General features: G+C 50.9%; 20 protein-coding genes. 4 read left to right on the top strand and 16 right to left on the bottom strand.

Annotation, left to right across the window (positions count from 1 at the left end; translation table 11 throughout):
• Positions 1-2 precede the first annotated feature (2 nt).
• The 4 genes from ABDB91_RS05395 to ABDB91_RS05380 all read right to left on the bottom strand — a co-directional run bounded on the left by ABDB91_RS05395 (position 3) and on the right by ABDB91_RS05380 (position 2,894).
• Positions 3-998 (bottom strand): PhoH family protein, encoded by a 996-nt coding sequence (locus tag ABDB91_RS05395; protein ID WP_347490593.1) that lies wholly within the window; start codon positions 996-998, stop codon positions 3-5.
• The gene (gene yqfD, locus ABDB91_RS05390) at positions 949-2,259 is read right to left on the bottom strand and encodes a sporulation protein YqfD (RefSeq protein ID WP_347490592.1); all 1,311 of its coding nucleotides are present in this window, start codon (positions 2,257-2,259) and stop codon (positions 949-951) included. Before yqfD ends, ABDB91_RS05395 begins: the two co-directional genes overlap by 50 nt.
• An 11-nt stretch (positions 2,260-2,270) precedes the next feature.
• Positions 2,271-2,555, bottom strand: a complete 285-nt coding sequence (yqfC, locus tag ABDB91_RS05385) for a sporulation protein YqfC (RefSeq protein WP_347490591.1) — start codon at positions 2,553-2,555, stop codon at positions 2,271-2,273.
• Positions 2,556-2,651: 96 nt separating this feature from the next.
• Complete coding sequence (locus tag ABDB91_RS05380) at positions 2,652-2,894, bottom strand: hypothetical protein (RefSeq protein WP_347490590.1); 243 nt, start codon at positions 2,892-2,894, stop codon at positions 2,652-2,654.
• A gap of 507 nt (positions 2,895-3,401) precedes the next feature.
• Between ABDB91_RS05380 and selD the strand changes: the two genes are divergently transcribed.
• The 4 genes from selD (at position 3,402) to ABDB91_RS05360 (ending at position 7,173) form a co-directional block, all read left to right on the top strand.
• Positions 3,402-4,442 carry a selenide, water dikinase SelD gene (selD, locus tag ABDB91_RS05375; protein WP_347490589.1) on the top strand — a complete coding sequence of 347 codons (1,041 nt, stop codon included), beginning with the start codon at positions 3,402-3,404 and terminating at the stop codon, positions 4,440-4,442.
• A gap of 63 nt (positions 4,443-4,505) precedes the next feature.
• A complete protein-coding gene (gene yedF / locus ABDB91_RS05370; RefSeq protein WP_347490588.1) occupies positions 4,506-5,135 on the top strand; it encodes a sulfurtransferase-like selenium metabolism protein YedF in 630 nt (209 codons plus the stop codon).
• A gap of 159 nt (positions 5,136-5,294) precedes the next feature.
• Positions 5,295-6,359 carry a CoA-transferase gene (locus ABDB91_RS05365; RefSeq protein ID WP_347490587.1) on the top strand — a complete coding sequence of 355 codons (1,065 nt, stop codon included), beginning with the start codon at positions 5,295-5,297 and terminating at the stop codon, positions 6,357-6,359.
• 1 nt (position 6,360) lies between these two features.
• A complete protein-coding gene (locus tag ABDB91_RS05360; protein WP_347490586.1) occupies positions 6,361-7,173 on the top strand; it encodes a CoA-transferase in 813 nt (270 codons plus the stop codon).
• A gap of 250 nt (positions 7,174-7,423) precedes the next feature.
• Here ABDB91_RS05360 and ABDB91_RS05355 read toward each other — a convergent pair whose 3' ends face one another.
• From ABDB91_RS05355 to hrcA, 12 genes are all read right to left on the bottom strand, one after another.
• A complete protein-coding gene (locus ABDB91_RS05355; protein WP_347490585.1) occupies positions 7,424-8,068 on the bottom strand; it encodes a hypothetical protein in 645 nt (214 codons plus the stop codon).
• 64 nt (positions 8,069-8,132) lie between these two features.
• Entirely contained in the window at positions 8,133-9,137 is a 1,005-nt protein-coding gene (floA, locus tag ABDB91_RS05350) for a flotillin-like protein FloA (RefSeq protein ID WP_347490584.1), read from the bottom strand.
• A 521-nt stretch (positions 9,138-9,658) separates the two neighbouring features.
• A complete protein-coding gene (locus ABDB91_RS05345; protein WP_347490583.1) occupies positions 9,659-10,150 on the bottom strand; it encodes an NfeD family protein in 492 nt (163 codons plus the stop codon).
• Positions 10,151-10,365: 215 nt separating this feature from the next.
• The gene (gene rpsU / locus ABDB91_RS05340) at positions 10,366-10,557 is read right to left on the bottom strand and encodes a 30S ribosomal protein S21 (RefSeq protein ID WP_347490582.1); all 192 of its coding nucleotides are present in this window, start codon (positions 10,555-10,557) and stop codon (positions 10,366-10,368) included.
• 120 nt (positions 10,558-10,677) lie between these two features.
• On the bottom strand, positions 10,678-11,022 hold the full coding sequence (locus tag ABDB91_RS05335) for a histidine triad nucleotide-binding protein (protein ID WP_347490581.1): 345 nt from the start codon (positions 11,020-11,022) through the stop codon (positions 10,678-10,680).
• An 88-nt stretch (positions 11,023-11,110) separates the two neighbouring features.
• Positions 11,111-12,490 carry a tRNA (N(6)-L-threonylcarbamoyladenosine(37)-C(2))-methylthiotransferase MtaB gene (gene mtaB, locus ABDB91_RS05330; RefSeq protein WP_347490580.1) on the bottom strand — a complete coding sequence of 460 codons (1,380 nt, stop codon included), beginning with the start codon at positions 12,488-12,490 and terminating at the stop codon, positions 11,111-11,113.
• Entirely contained in the window at positions 12,483-13,241 is a 759-nt protein-coding gene (locus tag ABDB91_RS05325; RefSeq protein WP_347490579.1) for a 16S rRNA (uracil(1498)-N(3))-methyltransferase, read from the bottom strand. The genes mtaB and ABDB91_RS05325 overlap by 8 nt, the downstream gene beginning before the upstream one ends.
• Positions 13,242-13,347: 106 nt before the next feature.
• Positions 13,348-14,289 carry a 50S ribosomal protein L11 methyltransferase gene (gene prmA, locus ABDB91_RS05320; protein ID WP_347490578.1) on the bottom strand — a complete coding sequence of 314 codons (942 nt, stop codon included), beginning with the start codon at positions 14,287-14,289 and terminating at the stop codon, positions 13,348-13,350.
• 233 nt (positions 14,290-14,522) lie between these two features.
• Complete coding sequence (gene dnaJ, locus ABDB91_RS05315) at positions 14,523-15,647, bottom strand: molecular chaperone DnaJ (RefSeq protein ID WP_347490577.1); 1,125 nt, start codon at positions 15,645-15,647, stop codon at positions 14,523-14,525.
• Between the two features lie 138 nt (positions 15,648-15,785).
• The gene (dnaK, locus tag ABDB91_RS05310) at positions 15,786-17,651 is read right to left on the bottom strand and encodes a molecular chaperone DnaK (RefSeq protein ID WP_347490576.1); all 1,866 of its coding nucleotides are present in this window, start codon (positions 17,649-17,651) and stop codon (positions 15,786-15,788) included.
• A gap of 30 nt (positions 17,652-17,681) precedes the next feature.
• Entirely contained in the window at positions 17,682-18,383 is a 702-nt protein-coding gene (grpE, locus tag ABDB91_RS05305) for a nucleotide exchange factor GrpE (protein ID WP_347490575.1), read from the bottom strand.
• A 105-nt stretch (positions 18,384-18,488) separates the two neighbouring features.
• A complete protein-coding gene (hrcA, locus tag ABDB91_RS05300; RefSeq protein WP_347490574.1) occupies positions 18,489-19,535 on the bottom strand; it encodes a heat-inducible transcriptional repressor HrcA in 1,047 nt (348 codons plus the stop codon).
• Positions 19,536-19,619 lie beyond the last annotated feature (84 nt).

Below are 19,619 nucleotides of genomic sequence, written 5' to 3'. Positions count from 1 at the left end.
AATCACACCTCAGTCTTTTCCCCCGGAATCCCTTTTTCCTCATAAGCTCGGACAATTTGCTGCACCAGGGGATGTCTGACAATATCCTCTCCGGTAAAATGATGGAAGGCTATCCCTTCGATATCATCAAGTACCCGGCGAGCGTGCACCAATCCCGATTGTTGTCCTCTGGGCAGATCAACCTGAGTTTCGTCACCGGTAATTACGGCCTGCGATCCAAAGCCCAAGCGGGTGAGGAACATTTTCATTTGTTCGGGAGTTGTATTTTGCGCTTCGTCCAAAATAACAAATGAATCATCCAGTGTTCGGCCCCGCATGTAAGCCAGGGGAGCAATCTCGATCACCTGTCGTTCCAGGTATTTTTGTGTGTTTTCGACACCCAGTACATCATAAAGACTGTCATACAACGGGCGCAGGTAAGGGTCTACCTTTTCCTGCAGGTCGCCGGGTAAAAAGCCCAGCTTTTCGCCTGCTTCCACCGCCGGCCTGGTCAATACAATCCTGTTCACAGCCCGGTTGCGCAGCGCCCTCACAGCCATTACCACCGCCAGATATGTTTTGCCCGTGCCGGCGGGTCCCAGAGCAAATACCACATCATGCTTATGCAGTTCTTCTATATACCGCTGCTGACCAACTGTTTTGGGCTTGATTTTTTTACCTCTGGCTGTCACCAGCACCACATCGCGGGCCAAGCCAGTTAGCGCCTTGGTATTGCCGGCGTTTACAGATCTGATGGCATAATTAATTTCGTGCCTGGTTAATCGGTTGCCGGCCTGGTAATACTCCTGCAATTGTTCAATTATTGACCGTGTTTTTTCGACCTGCTCCCGTTGCCCCATAATGACTAACTCTTCACCCCGGGCCACCAACTTTACACCCAGAGAGTTTTCCACCAGCGATAAATTTTCATCATGCTTACCAAATATCTCCGCGGCAGCACCAATGTCATCAATTATTATTCTGGTTTCCGTTGCCTGGGTCTGTACATTCTCCGCCAACTATACCAGGACCTCCTCCATTTGCTTGATGAGGTTTCTCCACGCCTATTTCCTCAAGTGTTTCCACAAACACCCGGACACGGACAATATCCTCTTCGCTTACGGTTTTGACTTCCCGCGACTCTGTTTCCAATATTTTAGCATCGTCAGGCATTTGCGAACGCAACTCTTCCATCGCCTTTTTTTCAGCCAGGCGGCGGGCCTCAGCCCGACTTAATTTATTAATATTGATATCCTGCTCTATATATTTAACCGTTATAAGTTCGACAGGCACATTGATATTCCTCCATGCGGGCAACCTTTTAATATTCGTATGCTCGGCATAATGGGCATAGGGTACTTTCTGCCGGCCCATTAAGATTATTTCCTTACCCCCAATTTTCATGCAAAGTTTGGTAATTTCTTGCCCGGTAGGCCTGGTTACCTGTTCTTCAAGCTTTACTTCATTGTAGCGATCATACCATACGCGAGCCCTAACAATACCCCGGGCCTGTACATATCGCACCGGCGGCTGCCGTTCATCCTCTTCAACTGCATCGGCACTGCTTTCAGACTCCTCCTCAATATCGGGGGGCGGTATAGCCGCCGATATCAAAACCTGACCGCTGGTAACGGTGTCCCCTTCTTCAACCAACGGATGACCGGACAAAACCAGTATTTCTTTAACCAGCCCATCTTTTTGAGCAACTATATCCACGGGATGTTCCCCGTTTTCAGGTGGCAGTACTTTTTCCACCACCTCAATCATTACCCTTGTCCCATCGACACTCACACCAACCCAGGCCAAGCCGCTCACTCGCTGGATGATAATTTGTTCCAGCCCGGCCGTGTCTATGGACCACTTGGGCGCCCCGCGATACAGGCCGGCTTGGCGAACAACGCGGGCTATACTATCTTCAGTGACTGATTTATTACCAGTTATATCAATAAACCATACGAAAGAGGACAGTGCGTACAGCGCAATAACAAAGAATAACGCCCCACCCAGTAATGCCTGACGCCGCCGCAGCCTGCCGATAATAAAGGGTAAGCCGGACCGGCGCAAAATATGAAACCGGCAGCGGGTCATGCGGGCCACATGACGTAAGGGTTGTACATCCCTCAGACGCACATTGAGCTCTACTTGCTTCCCGACCGCGTTGGTAATTCCCCAAAGACAGATACCCCGGGTGGTTGCCAAGTTAATAAACTTCTCCAAGCATACCTCGGGGAGCGTTATGGTCACATAGCCATCCAGATAATTTAATATCTTAAAAAACATTTTTTACCCCCCTAGTTTAAAAAAGCAACACCGGAAATTTGTCCTTCCACACAAATTTCATCGGGCACGATATTGCGCAGGGTCAAGTTTTCACCGGTCACCTCAATAACTTTGTCTCTGACAACCACACGTACCAAACAGGGGCTATATTCCTGAACACCGCGATGATTTTCAATAAATACTTGCAGGTTGCCAACCAGTACAATTTTAGGCAAATCAAGCATAATATCCCCCGGCAATTCCAGATAGTCTGAAAGCTGCCGTTTTACCTTATTTTTCAAATCCTTCCAGGCCATAAAAAATCCCTCCTCGCCACTAATTTATGCGGCTAAGAGGGGAAAAATAACGACTGTCCGGTTAAATATGCCAGTACATCCATACGGTTTGTTAAGTTAATTACTCTGCCCTTTTGCCATGTCCCGCAGGGCATCCGAAATAACATCGGCGGATATGCCGCCGTGGAAGCGGGGCTCCTCATTAATTACCGTAAGCGGTAAACGCACACGGGGCAAAATAGATTCAATTTTAGGGTACTCCTTTAGTGCGTCCGTTGATACATCTACAAATTTTACGTCAACCTCGTCGCCAAAGCTTCCCTTTAAAGCAACGCCCAAATCCTCGGCCTCTTGTTTCATGGTTTTTTCCGACCCGCAACCTGCGGATGGACTGGGACCTCAGCCGATATGGGGTACCGGAGCGTTAAGTCCAAAAACAATTACTTGAATTGGCTGCAATGTTCCTACCTCCTTATATATCGTTAAACTAATACACCCACAAATTTTATCATAAGGCTACCTTTAATGTATACCTTTTGCCGGGTTTTTATAGCCGTCCCAAATATAAAATAAGCGTTTTTTGTACATCCCGGCTGTTGTATAAAATTATTTTATGTATTATATAAAGGAATCATTAAAATATAAAAAGAATATTCGACTGACATGCTAACATTAAAGCAAGTTCTAAAATTCAGAGGGAGATTCAACTCCCCATGAATTTTAGAACCGCAAATGCATGACTTGGTTGGCGTTCTACTCCCACTTACGGAAGCTGAAAGCTTACGCCAAGCTAGTCAGGCTAAAATATGTCCGCCTATTTTAATCTCCGATAAGTGACATGCTATAAGAAAGGAGGCCGATCAGATAATGACCGGAAAACAAATAAAGCTTACCAGCCTGGCCAAGACCTCCGGGTGAGCGGCTAAAATAGGGCCTCACACCCTGTCGCAGGTACTGCGGCATTTACCCGTAGCTCAAGACCCGCGCCTTATGGTGGGATTAAATACTTCAGATGATGCAGCCGTTTACCGCCTAAATGATCACCAGGCTTTAATACAAACCGTTGATTTTTTTACACCTATGGTAGATGACCCTTATTTATTCGGCCAAATTGCCGCGGCCAATGCCTTAAGTGATGTTTATGCTATGGGAGGCCGGCCGCTTTTGGCCCTGAATATCGTTTGCTTCCCCGACTGCCTGCCCCCCGCCGTACTGGGGGAAATCTTAAAAGGCGGAGCAGATAAAGTAGTGGAAGCAGGCGGTATTATAGCCGGGGGGCATACGGTGCGTGACGATGAGCCTAAATATGGCCTGGCGGTAACCGGCATAGCGCCGCCGGCAAACATTATTTCCAATGCCGCCGCTCGGCCCGGCGACCGTCTGGTATTAACCAAACCTCTGGGCACCGGTATTATTAATACCGCTATTAAAGCCGACCTGCTGTCGCCTGAAACGGTCAGGCAGGCGGTACAATGCATGTCCGCCTTAAATAAGGAGGCATCCGCGGCCATGCAGCGGCATAAAGCCAGCGCCTGTACGGATATCACCGGCTTTGGCCTGCTGGGACATGCCGCCGAAATGGCCGCGGCCAGCCAGGTCTGTCTGGAAATCCGCTTTTCCGCGCTGCCGCTGCTGCCGGAAACAAAAGAAATGGCCGGCATGGGTATAATACCAGCCGGCGCTTATGACAATAAAGAACACCTGGGTAATAAAGTAACCTTAGACAATTCGCTCAGACCCGAAGAACAAATGATCATGTTCGACCCCCAAACATCGGGCGGGCTGCTTATAGCCGTGGCCGATACATTGGCCGACCGGCTTGTCGAGGACCTGACAAACCGGGGCGTACCTTCCGCTGTGATAGGGCGGGTGCTGCCGCCCCAAGATAGGCTGATCAGTGTAATATAGGGACAACTGAGCTTTAATAATGTTTAATATAATTCCGCTATCAGCATCCCAAGGAGGTTTATAATGAATCGCAAATTAGTGGACTGCCGCGGGCTGGCCTGCCCGCACCCGGTAATCAACACAAAAAAGGCGCTGGAAGAAGCGGACACTGACGCCGTCATCATCACCACTATTGTAGATAACGACATTGCCCGGCAAAACGTTATGCTGTTCGCCAAGAACGCAGGTTACCAGGTCAGTGAACAGCAAAAAGACAACGCTTACCATTTAACCATAGCCCGCAACGGCACTACGCCAGCGAACGATCAAACCAATGAAAATACGACCCACACCCAAACTTCTGCAACACCCACTGGCGGGCCGGTTTATTTCATTACCTCAAACATACTTGGCCAAGGCTCGCCGGATCTGGGACAGGTGCTGATGAAAAGCTTGTTCACCACCCTGGCCGCCATGACTCCGCCGCCCGCGGCGCTGTTGTTTTTAAATACCGGGGTGTTTTTAACCTGTGAAGGCACTTCTGTGCGTGAACAGCTTGAACAATTACATGCCGCGGGCACCGCCGTGCTTTCCTGCGGCACTTGCCTGGAATATTATCACCTTAAAGAAAAACTGCTGTTGGGGGATGTCTCCAATATGTTCGAAATTAACAACTGGCTTATAGGGCTGCAAAAAGTTATCACCGTTGCCTAACGCTACGCGCTTAGAGCTTGCCTTTACGCATGGAAATTTTTGTCGAAATATTCACTTTTATGTATTTTGTATTTTTAGATGTTATAAAACTAATTAACCGGCGTTATATGCTATAATAGTTGTGCTAACATTGAAATTACACACAAAACGGAGGGATTTATGTACTGGACTGGATTTACGCCGGATGAGGCCAGGGAAGTTCTTGTTAACAAGGATAAATCTAAAAAGGACAAGCGTATGGGACTGGCCGAAGCCATCGGCACATTTGTCAAAGACGGCCACAACATTGGTATAGCCGGTTTTGTCAACAGCCGCCAGCCCGTGGCCGCAATTCACGAAATCATTAGGCAGGGGAAAAAGGATTTAACCCTTTCGTTTCAATCCGCCGGCCTGGCCGTGGAATATCTGGCCGGCGCAATGGTTCTCAACCCGGCCCAGTGTTCAATCAGACGACTGGAATTAGCTTATTGGGCACATGAATCATTTGGCTTATCGCCTCTTTTCCGGTATTTGGCGGAAAGCGGTCAAGTTGAATTGGAAGACTGGAGCAACTTCAATATGTCCGCCAGGTTTAGAGCCGGCGCCATGGGCATACCGTTCATCCCCTGCCGCAGCCCGCTGGGCAGCGATGTTATGCAAGCCAACCGCTCGCAATTGATGGACTGTCCGTTCACAGGCGAACCGGTGGCATTGCTGCCCGCCGCTCACCCCCATGTGGCGCTGGTACATGTACAAGAAGCTGATATCTACGGCAACTGTAGAATCCAAGGGCCGCTGTTTACCTGCCCTGAAATAGCTATGGCTTCGGGTTATACCATATTGACCTGCGAGCGGATAGCAGAGCATGAAGATATCGTCAATGACCCCAACCGTGTGAACATACCTTATTTTTCCGTGGACGCAGTAGTGGAAGTACCCTTTGGCGCCTACCCCGGCAACTGCCACAGTCATTATTATTTTGATGATCAACATATCAAAGAATTGCATGTGGCCGGGGAAGCTTTTCGAAAAGGTGACCATAAACTTCTGGAAAATTATTATGACCGTTATATTTTCGGAGCTCGGAACACAGCAGAATTTTTAAGCCAAATACCGTATAAACAGCTGCAGTATATTCAACAAATTGAAATTAGAGACTTCCGTCTCATTCAGGGCGTAACAAGGGCGGATTTAAAGACACCGGCCGGGCAGATAAAACAGCCGGGCACCCGGGGAGGTATGTAATATGGAAATTCTGGATTACTACGCCGACGATTTTTCCCCCCAGGAAATGATCGTGGTAGCCGGGGCCCGAACACTGGAAAATAATAAGGTAGTATTTGCGGGCACCGGATTACCAATGGTAGCCATAACCCTGGCCCAGCTAACCCACGCTGCGGGCATTATACCGGTGTTTGAGTCCGGAGCGGTGGGACCGCGGCTAACCAGGGGGCTGCCGCTTTCCGTGGGTGACTCACGCACCACCAGCAAGGCTATGTACCTGCAGGGGCTTAATTCCGCCTTTGAATTGGCCCAGCGAGGTTTCTGCGATTACGGCTTCATCGGCGGTGCTGAGATAGATGCCTACGGCAACCTGAACTCCACCATGATCGGGGAGTTTCCTCAAAACTACCAGACCCCCAAGGTTCGCCTGCCCGGCAGCGGCGGCGCCAGTGATGTGGCCGCCTCCTGCGAGCGAATTATGATTATCATGGTTCACGAAAAGAGGCGTTTTAAAGAAAAACTAAGCTACCTGACCAGTCCCGGCTTTTTGGATGGCAGCCCCGATGCCCGTAAAAAGGCGGGTCTGGCAGGCAAGGGACCATACCGGGTCATTACCACCCGCGCACTGCTGGGGTTTGACGCTAAAACACACCGCATGAAGCTTTTAGCGACCATGCCCGGGGAAACGGTGCAAAGCGTACAGGAAAACACAGGTTTTGAACTGCTGGTCGACGATAATGTATACCAGTTTGAGCCGCCGACCTTGGAAGAAATCAGGCTGGTACGTGAAGAGATAGATCCGGAGGGTTATTTTATCAAGAAAAAAATGAAGTAAAACCATATGGCCGGTCTTCCTTGTATCCCAAAGAAGGAAGTACCGGCTTGTGTTTTGGTGCCGCTAACGGTCCTAATTATTCGGATAATTGACCAATACCCGGCACTTTAAAAATATCACCGGCAATTATTGATAATGCAGTAAACTCATTCAGCTAAAGCTGAACATCGGGGCTTCAGATGGGGATTCTACCCCACCTGAAGTAAAAATAGGAACTCCCATTTATAGAAGTGGAAGTCTTGGAATTTAATCAAAATTGCCCCGGCTTTCTTTTAATCCTTCCGCCACGGGAGTTTAATAATTCACCAATGATCATACTCCCTACCAGAGCTTTTTTACTGCGCAATGCAACTGCCAGAGGGTTACCGGCATGCCGCTGCCGCGGAGCCGCCGGGGATGGCTGGAGCGAAGCAGCACTCGCATGATCAGTGGAGCAGGCCATCCCTTCCGCCGCCGCTGCCCGAGAAGGTTTACGAGGCCCGGCGTAAGCTTTCTCGCCCAATTCCGAGGCCGGGACACCGGCGGAGTAAGCTTGTTCCCGCTCTCGCCGCGGGGTCCGCGGCTCATCTTCCGGCTCCGGCGCTGACCGCGGTTTATCTTCAGCGGCGGGAGGAGAGTCCGGTTCCCACGGGCCGGGCAGCGGGCCATCCTCACCGCCGCCGGCGGATGTATTCCACGGGCCGGGCAACGGACCGTCGCTACTGCGTGGGGATGTATTCCACGGTCCGGTCAGCGGGCCGTCGTCACTGCGCGAAGCTGCGTAATCAGGAAAGGATTGTTCGATATCCTCCGGGAGACGGCCGGCAGACCTTTCCGGCATGTTACGGCCATCCCGGCCCATGAATTTGCTCATAATCACATAGGCGATGATCAAAATAATAATAATTGACGACAAGGGCTAAACCTCCCCGCACCCAATGGAGTTTTGACAAGCTTTCCGGGAATCACTTGATGGGCTGTCATTTGGAAGGATAACTACCGCCTTCCTTATCCTCCTTATTGTCACCCATCTTGGATATATTCTGCCGCATACCGGTGTCGGCCAGTATATTTTGCATATTATAATAATCCATAACCCCCAGATTGCCCTGTCGGAATGCATCGGCCAGGGCCTTTGGCACTTCGGCCTCGGCCTCCACCACCTTGGCCCGCATTTCCTCCACGGCCGCCCGCATTTCCTGTTCCCGAGCCACCGCCATAGCACGCCGTTCTTCAGCCTTAGCCTGGGCAATATTCTTATCGGCCTCGGCTTGATCCATTTGCAGTGTGGCACCGATGTTCCGGCCCACATCAACGTCGGCAATATCAATCGACAGTATTTCAAAGGCAGTACCCGCATCGAGTCCTTTTCCCAGCACAGTGCGGGAAATAGAATCGGGGTTTTCCAGCACCTCTTTGTGATTGTCCATTGAGCCCACAGTAGATACTACTCCCTCACCCACCCTGGCCAAAACGGTTTCCTCACCGGCACCGCCCACCAGCCGGTCAATATTTGCCCGCACCGTTACCCGGGCCATTACCTTCACTTCGATACCATCCTTGGCCACCGCGGATACCAGAGGTGTCTGGATAACCTTGGGGTTGACGCTCATCTGTACGGCCTCCAAAACATTGCGGCCCGCCAAATCAATGGCGGCTGCCCGCTCAAAGAGCAAATTGATATTAGCCCGTTCCGAAGCAATCAGCGCATCCACCACTCGGTCCACGTTGCCGCCGGCCAGATAATGGGCTTCCAGCTGATCCACTGTTATATCCAGTCCGGCTTTGTAAGCTTTAATCAGCGGATTAACGATACGAGACGGAAGCACCCGGCGCAAACGCATGCCGATAAGGGTGACAATACCCACCCGCACACCGGCAGCCAGAGCGGAAATCCACAATCCCACCGGGATAAAGCTGAATAAAATCACTACGGCCAGTATAATCAGTACCACTAAAATTAAAAAAGTAACACCGGCAAGCATTAAATACCCCCTCATAATTATTATTGTTCACTAAACTTCCGGCATATCATTATGGGCCTATAAATCTATATATAGACACAATGTTTGAGTTACAGCTCCGATATATTGCAGTTAATAATTTACTATAGACAGCCATACCAAAAGTTGTATTCTATCCTGAAAATAAAATTTTTATCTTCCGCCGGTGTAGCGACAGCGGCATGGATGTCTATATATATTAATATATCTTTACCCGACTGATTTCTTTCCATAACCGCAACCGGTAAATTATACTATTACCCTTAACACAGTTTGCAATACACCGCAGCGATCTATATATTCTATTCCGCAAAGGATTTACCGCTCCTCGGCGTAATAGAAAGCATGCTATCCCAATAACGGTGCCGTTTAGCCCCACTGCCCGCCTTCACCCCGGCCCCGCCGTTACATATGCCGCCCCAATAATAGTACCGTTTAGCTGGTGCCGGGTCAATTTTCATTTTCTGATGGTGCGGTGCAAACGGCACGGATGTCTTTTAAATTCACTCCCACGCCCGCACTACTATACGAATGCCCTCCACGCGCACCACCTTGATCTTGGCCCCGGACGGAATAAATCCTCCCTCACTGACCACATCCAGGCGTTCTTCGCCTACCTGAGCAGCCCCGGACGGGCGCAGCGGAGTCAAGGTAATACCCTCCCGGCCGGCATAATCCGCCAATTCCGCCCTGGACGCCCTGTACCCTTCATCATTACGCTGCCTGCTAACCAGAGTAAGCCGCTGCCAGAGATTAAACCTGGACATAACCTTAATACCAATAATAAATATAATTATACTGGCCGTAAGGGCAATCACAAGGGACTTAAAAGTAAGAGCAACATCTACACTTAACAGCACTATACCCCAGCCGATTAATATAATACCCACCAGGCCGGCCACACCGAAGCCCAATATAAATATTTCCAGCACCAGCGCCAAAATACCCAGCAAAAAGGCCAAGGCGGCCAACCACGGAACCAGTTCCGGCAACATCGGAAACCACCTCCATTGCACAGTTAATCATGGGTTGTACCCAACAATACATTTACACAAAGATTTTACTCCAGGAATCTGCTTTATCATTATCGTATGCTCGTAAACTATAATAAGCTGGGAAATCAAGATATTTTAAATGCCCGGCGCTATTTAAGCACCGGGCATATACGTTTGTTAATTAAGACCGCGCAAGGTCTGTGGATAACATAAAATTAAAAGGATCTGGAAAATTTGGCCTTGCGCTTACGAGCAGCTTCTGATTTTTTCTTTCTCTTTACGCTGGGCTTTTCGTAGTGTTCATGTTTTCTGGCTTCAGCGAGAACCCCTGCCTTTTGACAGGTGCGTTTAAAACGCCGGAGGGCACTGTCCAGGGTTTCATTCTTGCCTACTCTAACTTCTGCCACTGACTCTTCCCTCCCCTCCGCTTAAACCGTAAAACTTGCTCTAAAATCAAACTAAAAAACAACCTCCAAATAGAAATTGCCACACCATAATATTATACAATATGCTTTCCGGGCAGTCAATTACCCCGGCGGCCATTGGAAGGTCCTACCGGCCATAAAATGATAGTGTATATGCCAAACCAACTGACCGGCATCCTTCATGCAATTGGAAACAAGCCTAAATCCCCGCTCCGAAAGTCCCATGTCTTTTGCCACATTGGCAACGGCTTTTTGCAGTTCCCCCAGAATGTGGCTGTCCTCGGGCTGCAAATCAAAAAACGTGGGAATATGCTTCTTGGGTATAAATAAAAGGTGGGTGGGGGCGGCCGGTTGAATATCCTTGAACGCCAGTACATGGTCATCCTCGTACACAATATCAGCCGGGATTTCCCTCTTAATTATCTTACAGAAAATACAATCCTGCACTTTCTTCCACCTCCTCCCTAAAAACATAAGCATAACGGTGATTTAAGGCATGATATTACATTTCAACACAACACCTCTAAATCCTGCCTTATTTATAAATTATTCTTCCTTTTAGCCCGGCGCCACTAAGTGCGGTTACTTTTACATCAGCCAGTTGTCCCCGCCATTTTTCCCGGGCCGGGAAAAACACGCGTATATAATTATCGGTCAGGCCTTCATATACTTCCCCGGCGGCGGGTAATTCCGCCGCATCACCGCCTGAAGAGCTTTGGTCCACTCGCCGGGAAGAGTCTTCGCCTACATCGACGGCCTGCTCCACCAGCACGGGTAAGATTTTGTCCAAATGCCGGGCGGCAAAAGAACGGGCCAGTGCATAACCAATGTTTATTAGCTCCCGACTGCGCATTTCCTTAACCCGGGGATCCACCTGTCCGGGAAATTCCGCCGCCGGCGTACCCCGGCGCGGAGAATATTTAAACACATGCAGAGCCGAAAACCGCATCTCCCGGACAAAAGCACAGCCATTCCTAAAATGTTCGTCCTCTTCACCGGGAAAGCCCACCATAATATCGGTGGTTATACCCGCCTCGGGCAATTTGTCACGCACGCCCGCTGCCAGCCTGCGAAAAAAGTTCGTATCGTAGCGCCGCCTCATTCTCTTTAAAATATAATCATCCCCGCTTTGCAGGGGGATGTGCAGATGCCGGCAAAACGGCGGCCCCTCCGCCATCAAATCCAACAATTCCGGAGTAATATCATTTGGCTCCAAAGAACTGAGCCGCAGTCTGACCAGACCCGGCACATTAGCCAGCGAAGCCAGCAACCGAACCAAGTTGACACCTTCGTGTTTATCACGACCGTAAGCACCGGTATGAATACCGGTGAGTACCACTTCTTTAAAGCCGCGCGCCACCAGACTGCGCACCCCGTCCAGCACGTTTTCCGGTGCGCGGCTGCGCAGAGGTCCCCGGGCATAGGGAATAATACAGTAAGCACAGTAGTTTTCGCAGCCCTCCTGAATTTTTAGAAACGCCCGCACCCGGCCCTGGTGCGATTCGCCGGGCAGCTCTTCGAACTCCCGGCACCGGGCAATGTCCTCAACCGCCTTTATTTGGTTTCCTTTGGACACGCTTTCCACCAGATCCACAATATCCGCCCGGTGCCCGGCACCCACCACCAAATCGACACCCTCCACTTTCAGCACCTCATCGGGCGCCGTTTGAGCATAGCAGCCCGTTACCGCCACCACGGCCTCGGGATTGGTTCTGCCGGCCCGCCGAATGAGCTGCCTGGATTTGCGATCTCCCAGGTGGGTCACCGTACAGGTATTAATTATGTAAACATCCGCCGGGCTGTCAAAGTCCACCACCCGGTAACCACGCCGCCGGAATAATTCCTCCAGTGCCGCCGACTCATACTGGTTGACCTTGCAGCCCAAAGTGGTCAAGGCCACCTTCTTTTCAGACATGTAAAAGATTACCCCCCAAATCGCCCCACTGGTATAATATCATGGCCACTACAGCCGGACCGGCCGTTTCCGTACGCAGTATGCGCGGCCCCAGTGTAACGGGGATGCCCCCCCGCAGGCGGGCTTCTTCAACTTCATTATCCTCCAGACCGCCTTCGGGGCCGATTAACAAATAAACCTCATCCGGCCTGGACCGGCTTTGCAATACTTCTTTAAGCGTACAACCTGTCTCATTTTCCCAGGGGACCAAAACCAGTGCGCCGGGCGGTATAATGTTAAGGGCCGCAGACCAATCCAACGGCTGCAGCACCTCGGGAACCAGCGCCCGGCGGCACTGTTTGGCGGCCCCGGCCGCGATGCGCTGCCAGCGCTGCAGCCGGGCAGCCTTTTTGGATGCGTCCAGGCGCACCACACTGCGTTTGCAAAGCACGGGCCAAAAAGCCGCCGCCCCCAGTTCAGTTCCCTTTTGAACGACAGTATCCATCCGATCGCCCTTGGCCAATCCCTGCACCAACACCACCCGCAGGGGAGGTTCACCGCCGGCCGCACCCCTCCGGAGCACCCTGCACATGATAACGTCTCCCGCCGAGCCTTCAATGCGGCTTTCATAAAAATTACCGAGACCGTCCAGTAAAGTAATTATATCCCCCGGGCCCAGTCGTAATACTCTTTTAATATGGTTAACCTCCGGACCTGTAACGGTAACGCTGTCACCTCGCACCTGTTCCGGCGGCACAAAAAACCTGGGCATTTCTGATCACAACCTTAAAAGCGGCTAACTCTTTAGCCTGGCAAACTTATAGAACTTTTTATCATCCGGCATGAGCATCCCCGGCCAACCTTTCAACTTTCAACTTTCAACACCCGGTACCCGGCACCGAAAGGTCGGGCCTGCGATAAACCATGGCCACCCACTCGCCCCCGGTTAGCTCCTTTACAGGCTCAAGCCCGACATCACCCAGGGCCTGACGCACCTCACCGGCCCGGTCATTGATAATTCCCGAGGCGATCAGCCTGCCGCCGGGTTTTAGCGCCGCTGCGGCATCCGGGGCCAGGCGGATAATCACATCGGCAATAATATTGGCCACCACCAGATCGGCCCGACCACCCGTCATGTTATCCAACAGGTTGCCCCGCACTACCGCAACCCGGTCGGCTACACCGTTACGCTCGACGTTTTCACGGGCCGCCCGCACCGCCGGCTCATCTATATCCACAGCGATCACCTGCCGGGCACCCAGCAGCGCGGCCGCCACAGACAATATGCCCGACCCCGTACCAACATCATAAACCACTGCACAGCCCGGCGCCAATTCTTCAAGTAAAGCCAGACACATGGCCGTGGTAGCGTGAGTTCCGCAGCCAAAGGCCATGCCGGGATCCAGTTCAATGACGGTTTCCCCCACCCGGGCAATGTAATCCTCCCAAGATGGTTTTATAACAATATTCTTACCCACCCGCACCGGCTTGTAATACTCCTGCCAAGCAGTAGCCCAATCCTGCTCCCTGATTTCCCTGGTCTGCCAACTCACGGACAAATCGGTGAACCTGCGGGATAAAGTCCCCAGCCGATCCGCAAGGGAACAATCACAGCAAAAATACCCCTTCACCACAGCCTGCCCGCTTGGCGGCGGCTTTAAGGCGGGGGCCACTGTTTCGGCAGTACCTTTGGCAAGCAAATCTACAATTAAGGCGGGGTCTTCTATCACAACCCCGCCCGAGCCATTTTCGTTAAATACATTGGCCACCGCTTCCACGAGCTCAGCGGGAGCGGCAACCGCAATCTCCAGCCATCTCAAACCAAAACCCCCCGGGTCAAACTTGGTTTTCATAAATTTCCGGACAAATAATAACGTGACTTCCCATACAATCATAAACAGCCATACTTTACATAACGGGCTGTGATCCGGAAAATAAGGCAACACGCAAAAGGCAGCAGTTTTAAATACCATACCCGCCTTAAATCCATTGTTACTTTAATCCAATCTATTTACTAAGTCGCCCAGGACCACCCGGCACACCCTTTCGGCTGCTACCCGGAAAAGGCGTCCTTCATTTTTTCAAAAAATCCTTTCTCTCCACTATGCGGTTTTTGACCCTCAATACGGGCAAATTCACGCAGCAAATCCTTTTGTTTACCGGTCAGCCGGGTAGGTGTAACGACGCTAATGCGCACATGCTGGTCCCCGCGGCCATAGCCCCGCACATCGGGAATGCCCTTGCTTTTCATGCGCAGCACCGTGCCCGACTGCGTTCCTTCCGGTACTTTCAGCTTGGCCTGACCCTCTAAAGTGGGTACACTGATTTCATCGCCTAAAGATGCCTGAACAAAATTGATTGATACATCAATTATGACATTATTGCCATCACGTTTGAACGTGGCGTGAGGCCGCACATGAATATAAACAAACAAATCGCCCGGCGGCCCGCCGCGCAGGCCGGCTTCTCCCTCGCCGGTCAAACGCAGCCTGGAGCCGGTATCCACTCCGGCGGGAATTTTTACTTTTAAGGTCCTGCTGCGCCGCACTTTACCGGAACCCCGGCAAGTGGAACAAGGCTTTTCGATAATTACCCCTGTGCCGCGACAGCGGTCACAAGCGCGGGACTGCACAATACGTCCGAACGGAGTGTTCTGGGCATACTGAACCTGCCCCGTACCCTTACAAACATCACAGTTTTTCTTTGTGGTGCCCGGCGCCGCCCCACTGCCGCCACAAGTGCCGCAGTCTTCGATGCGAGGTATTTTAATTTCCTTTTCTAAGCCAAAGGCAGCCTCCTCAAAGGTAATCTCCATATCAACCCGCAAATCAGCACCCGGCTCGGGGCCATGCCGCCGCTGACGCCCGCCACCGCCGAAAAACATATCAAATATATCGCCAATACCACCGAAATCAGCGCCGCCAAAGCCGCTGAAGCCACCATTGAACTGGCCGTCTGTAGCCGCGTGACCGAAACGATCGTAAGCCTCCCGTTTTTCGGCATTACTTAACACTTCATAGGCCTCGCCTATTTCTTTAAACTTTTCCGCAGCGTTTTGATCCTGCTTGTTGGCGTCGGGGTGATACTGGCGGGCCAACTTACGAAAAGCTTTCTTAATCTCATCCGGTGAAGCGTCCCGGGAAACCCCCAGCACCTCATAATAATCCCGCTTTGCCACGGCATCCACCACCTCATACTTCAAACACCACCGGGAGGGCTTCGAACAGCCCTCCCGCAGCGGCAGTTATTTTATATCACACAACCTTAAATTATTCTACGCAACGCACTAAAATCCTGTTACTAAAACAAATAAGCTTTATTTATCCTTTTTATCCTCGTCTACCTCATACTCGGCATCCACCACGTTTTCTTTGTTCTCCCCAGGTGCCGCACCGCAACCGCCTGCACCACAGCCCGCACCGGCGCCGCCGGCCTGATCGGCCCCGGCCTGCTGCTGTTGATACAGCACGGCGGACAGCTCATACAGCGGTTTGGTTAATTCTTCAGTGGCGGCCTTAATAGCGTCGATATCATCACCCTTGACAGCCTCTTTAAGCCGTTCGGCGGCCTGGTTGACCTGTTCAACTTTATCTTTGTCGGCCTTATCACCCAGGTCTTTAATAGTCTTCTCAGCCTGGTAAATCATACTGTCGGCCTGATTGCGCAGTTCCACCAGTTCTTTGCGCCGTTCGTCATCCGCAGCATTCTTCTCGGCGTCTTTAACCATCTTATCAATTTCCTCGTCGCTAAGACCCGAGCCACCTGAAATAGTAATGCTCTGGCTGTTGCCCGTACCTTTGTCCTTGGCTGATACATTGACGATGCCGTTAACGTCTATATCAAAGCTGACCTCAATTTGCGGTACCCCCCGGGGTGCCGGCGGTATACCGGACAGCTGGAACCGCCCCAGCGTTTTATTATTGGCCGCCATGGAACGCTCACCCTGCAGCACATGGATTTCCACCGTAGTCTGACCGTCGGCGGCGGTGGAAAATACTTGGCTCTTAGAGGTAGGAATAGTGGTATTACGCTCAATCAATCCGGTAAACACGCCGCCCAAGGTTTCAATACCCAGGGAAAGCGGAGTAACGTCAAGCAGGAGCACATCCTTAACTTCACCGGCCAGCACACCGCCCTGGATAGCCGCGCCAATGGCCACACATTCGTCCGGATTAATACCCTTGTGGGGTTCTTTCTGGAGGTATTTCTTAATGGCTTCCTGTACTGCCGGTATACGGGTGGAACCGCCCACCAGCAAAACTTTATTAATATCCTGGGGCTTTAGACCGGCGTCTGTCATCGCTTGCCTGGTAGGTCCCATAGTCTTTTCCACCAAATCCGCCGTCAGTTCATTGAACTTGGCCCGGGTAAGATTAATATCCAGGTGTTTGGGACCGCCGGCGTCGGCCGTAATAAAAGGCAGATTGATATTGGCGGACATCACGCCGCTTAGTTCCACCTTGGCTTTTTCCGCCGCGTCTTTAAGACGCTGCATGGCCATCCGGTCACCTTTTAAATCAATACCGGTATCCTTTTTAAATTCACCGGCAAGGTACTCCACAACGCGCTGGTCAAAATCATCGCCGCCCAGCCGGTTGTTGCCGCTGGTAGCCTTAACCTCAAACACTCCGTCACCCAGCTCCAAAATTGACACGTCAAAAGTGCCGCCGCCCAGGTCAAATACCAATATGGTTTGTTCATCGCCTTTATCCAGACCATAGGCCAGCGCTGCCGCCGTAGGCTCGTTAATAATCCTGAGCACCTCAAGACCGGCAATTTTACCGCCATCTTTGGTAGCCTGACGCTGCGCGTCGGTAAAGTAGGCCGGTACGGTTATCACAGCCTGGGTTACCTTTTCACCCAGATAGCTTTCCGCGTCAGCTTTCATCTTCTGCAGTATCATAGCGGATATCTCCTGGGGAGTATAATCCTTACCATCTATATTTACTTTATGATCGGAGCCCATATACCTTTTTATAGAGCTTATGGTGCGGTCGGGGTTGCTGACCGCCTGGTTTTTGGCCACTTGTCCCACCAACCGCTCACCTGTTTTGGAAAATCCCACCACGGAAGAGGTGGTACGCCCACCTTCGGCGTTTGGTATAACCACCCCTTCGCCGCCTTCCATAACAGCCATACAGGAATTGGTGGTACCCAAGTCAATACCCAGTACTTTAGCCATATCTATCGCCTCCTAATATTTTGCTGTCAACTAATTTTCGGATTTAGCCACCTTAACCATCGCAGGGCGCAGCAGTTTATCTTTTAGATAATACCCCCGGCGCAATTCCGCTGTTACAGTATTTTCGGCATATTCATCCGTTATTTCTTGCATAACCGCCTCGTGCCGGGTAGGGTCGAATTGCTCACCCACTGCCGCTATCGGCGCAAGTCCCTCTTTTTGCAGTACATCCTGCAGCTGCCGAAAGATCATGGCCACCCCCTCGGCCACTTGAGCCGGGTCCTGCTCTTTGGCGGCCAGAGCCAACTGGAAATTATCCAGCACCGGCAGCAGCGCCTCACATAGGGAAGCCGAGGCGTATTTAAAAAAGTCTTCCTTTTCCTTCACTGTACGCTTGCGGTAATTATCAAAATCAGCCTGCAAACGTACCAGACGGTTTACATAGTCCTCAGCCTTGGCCTTTTGCCCGGCCAGCTCTTCTTTCAGCCGCTGTATGTCCACCGGCTGCTCCGCAGGCTCTTCCGGCGACTCCCCTTGTGCACGAACCTCCGCGTCACCAATCTCCCGATCCTCAGGGACGGTTTCGGGGCCGCTGAAGTTATCCGCCTCGCTGTTTGCCCGGCAGTCCGTCTGCTTTAAATCATCAGCAAAATGCTCACCCGGCGCCGCGCAGGCAGTGTCCGCGCACCGAACGGATTCCCCGTCGACCTTGGTATAATATGTTTTACCCATACCATCACTCCTTGGTCACCACAAACAAAGTTAAATGTTTTTTTATGCTCATAGTGTGGTCTTATTAATAAATACAATAAATAATAAATATAACCTAATACCTGTTTATTTACCCCGCCAGCGCATCAGCCTTTCCATAACCAGCGAAAGGTTATCCGTCATATATTCCACTACGGCAAACGCCCGGGCATAATCCATTCTGGTAGGTCCCAACAGGCCGACACTCCCCACCGGTTTGCCCTCCATGCGGTACGTACCCACAACCAGGCTGTAATCTCTCATCCTGCCGTCCACCATCTCTTCGCCGATGCGCACCGTCACGCCTTCCTCCCGGAAAACATCAGCCATGATATTGGCCAGCTCCTGTTCATTTTCCAGCAGGCTAAGCAATATTTTTACCTTTTCTATGTTATGAAACTCGGGTTGGTTTAAAATATTAAATATACTGCCCAAATATATTTTTTCCCCGGTTTCCAGAGATAACCCTTCCTGAACCACATCCATCGCCATATTCAAAATATGTTTTTGTTTGGCCAGTTCAAAATAGATTTCTTTAATCAATGTCAAACGAATATTTTCAATTGTTTTACCCTGCAGCTTATGATTCAATACAAGGGAAATAGTATCCAAGTCGGCGGCATCAATGTTCTCCGGGATATCAATAATCCGATGATACACAGCCCCGGCATCGGTTACCACCACCACCATAGATTGCCTTTCACCCATATGAACCAGCTGAATATGCTTAAACCTACCCTTACCGTAACAAGTAGTCATTACCACCCCGGCATAATTGGTAATCTGTGACAATAACTGCCCGGTACTCCTAAGCACGTCACCGACTTCTTGTTTCTTGGTCAAATAGCCGTTCAGTATTAATTTGGCTTCTTCCGAACTGAACTCCTCACGCTGCATTAAATGATCCACATAATACCTGTACCCCTGGTCAGAGGGCACTCTTCCGGCAGAGGTATGGGGCTGCTCAATATAACCCATCTCTTCCAGGTCGGCCATTTCATTGCGAATAGTTGCCGAACTCACCCCCAGTTTATATTTTCTGGCAATGGTCCGGGAGCCCACCGGCTCCGCAGTGGCAATGTAATCCTGCACGATAGCCATTAAAATATTCTTTTTCCTGGTATCAAGGGTCATTTGCGACACCTCCTTGTTAGCACTCTCCCATATTGAGTGCTAACACCTAATAAAAACATAGCACTAGTGGTTTCATTTGTCAAG

It is taken from the genome of Desulfoscipio sp. XC116, from assembly GCF_039851975.1.
Taxonomy (GTDB): Bacteria; Bacillota; Desulfotomaculia; order Desulfotomaculales; family Desulfallaceae; genus Sporotomaculum.
This window is presented reverse-complemented; position numbering and strand designations above follow the sequence as displayed.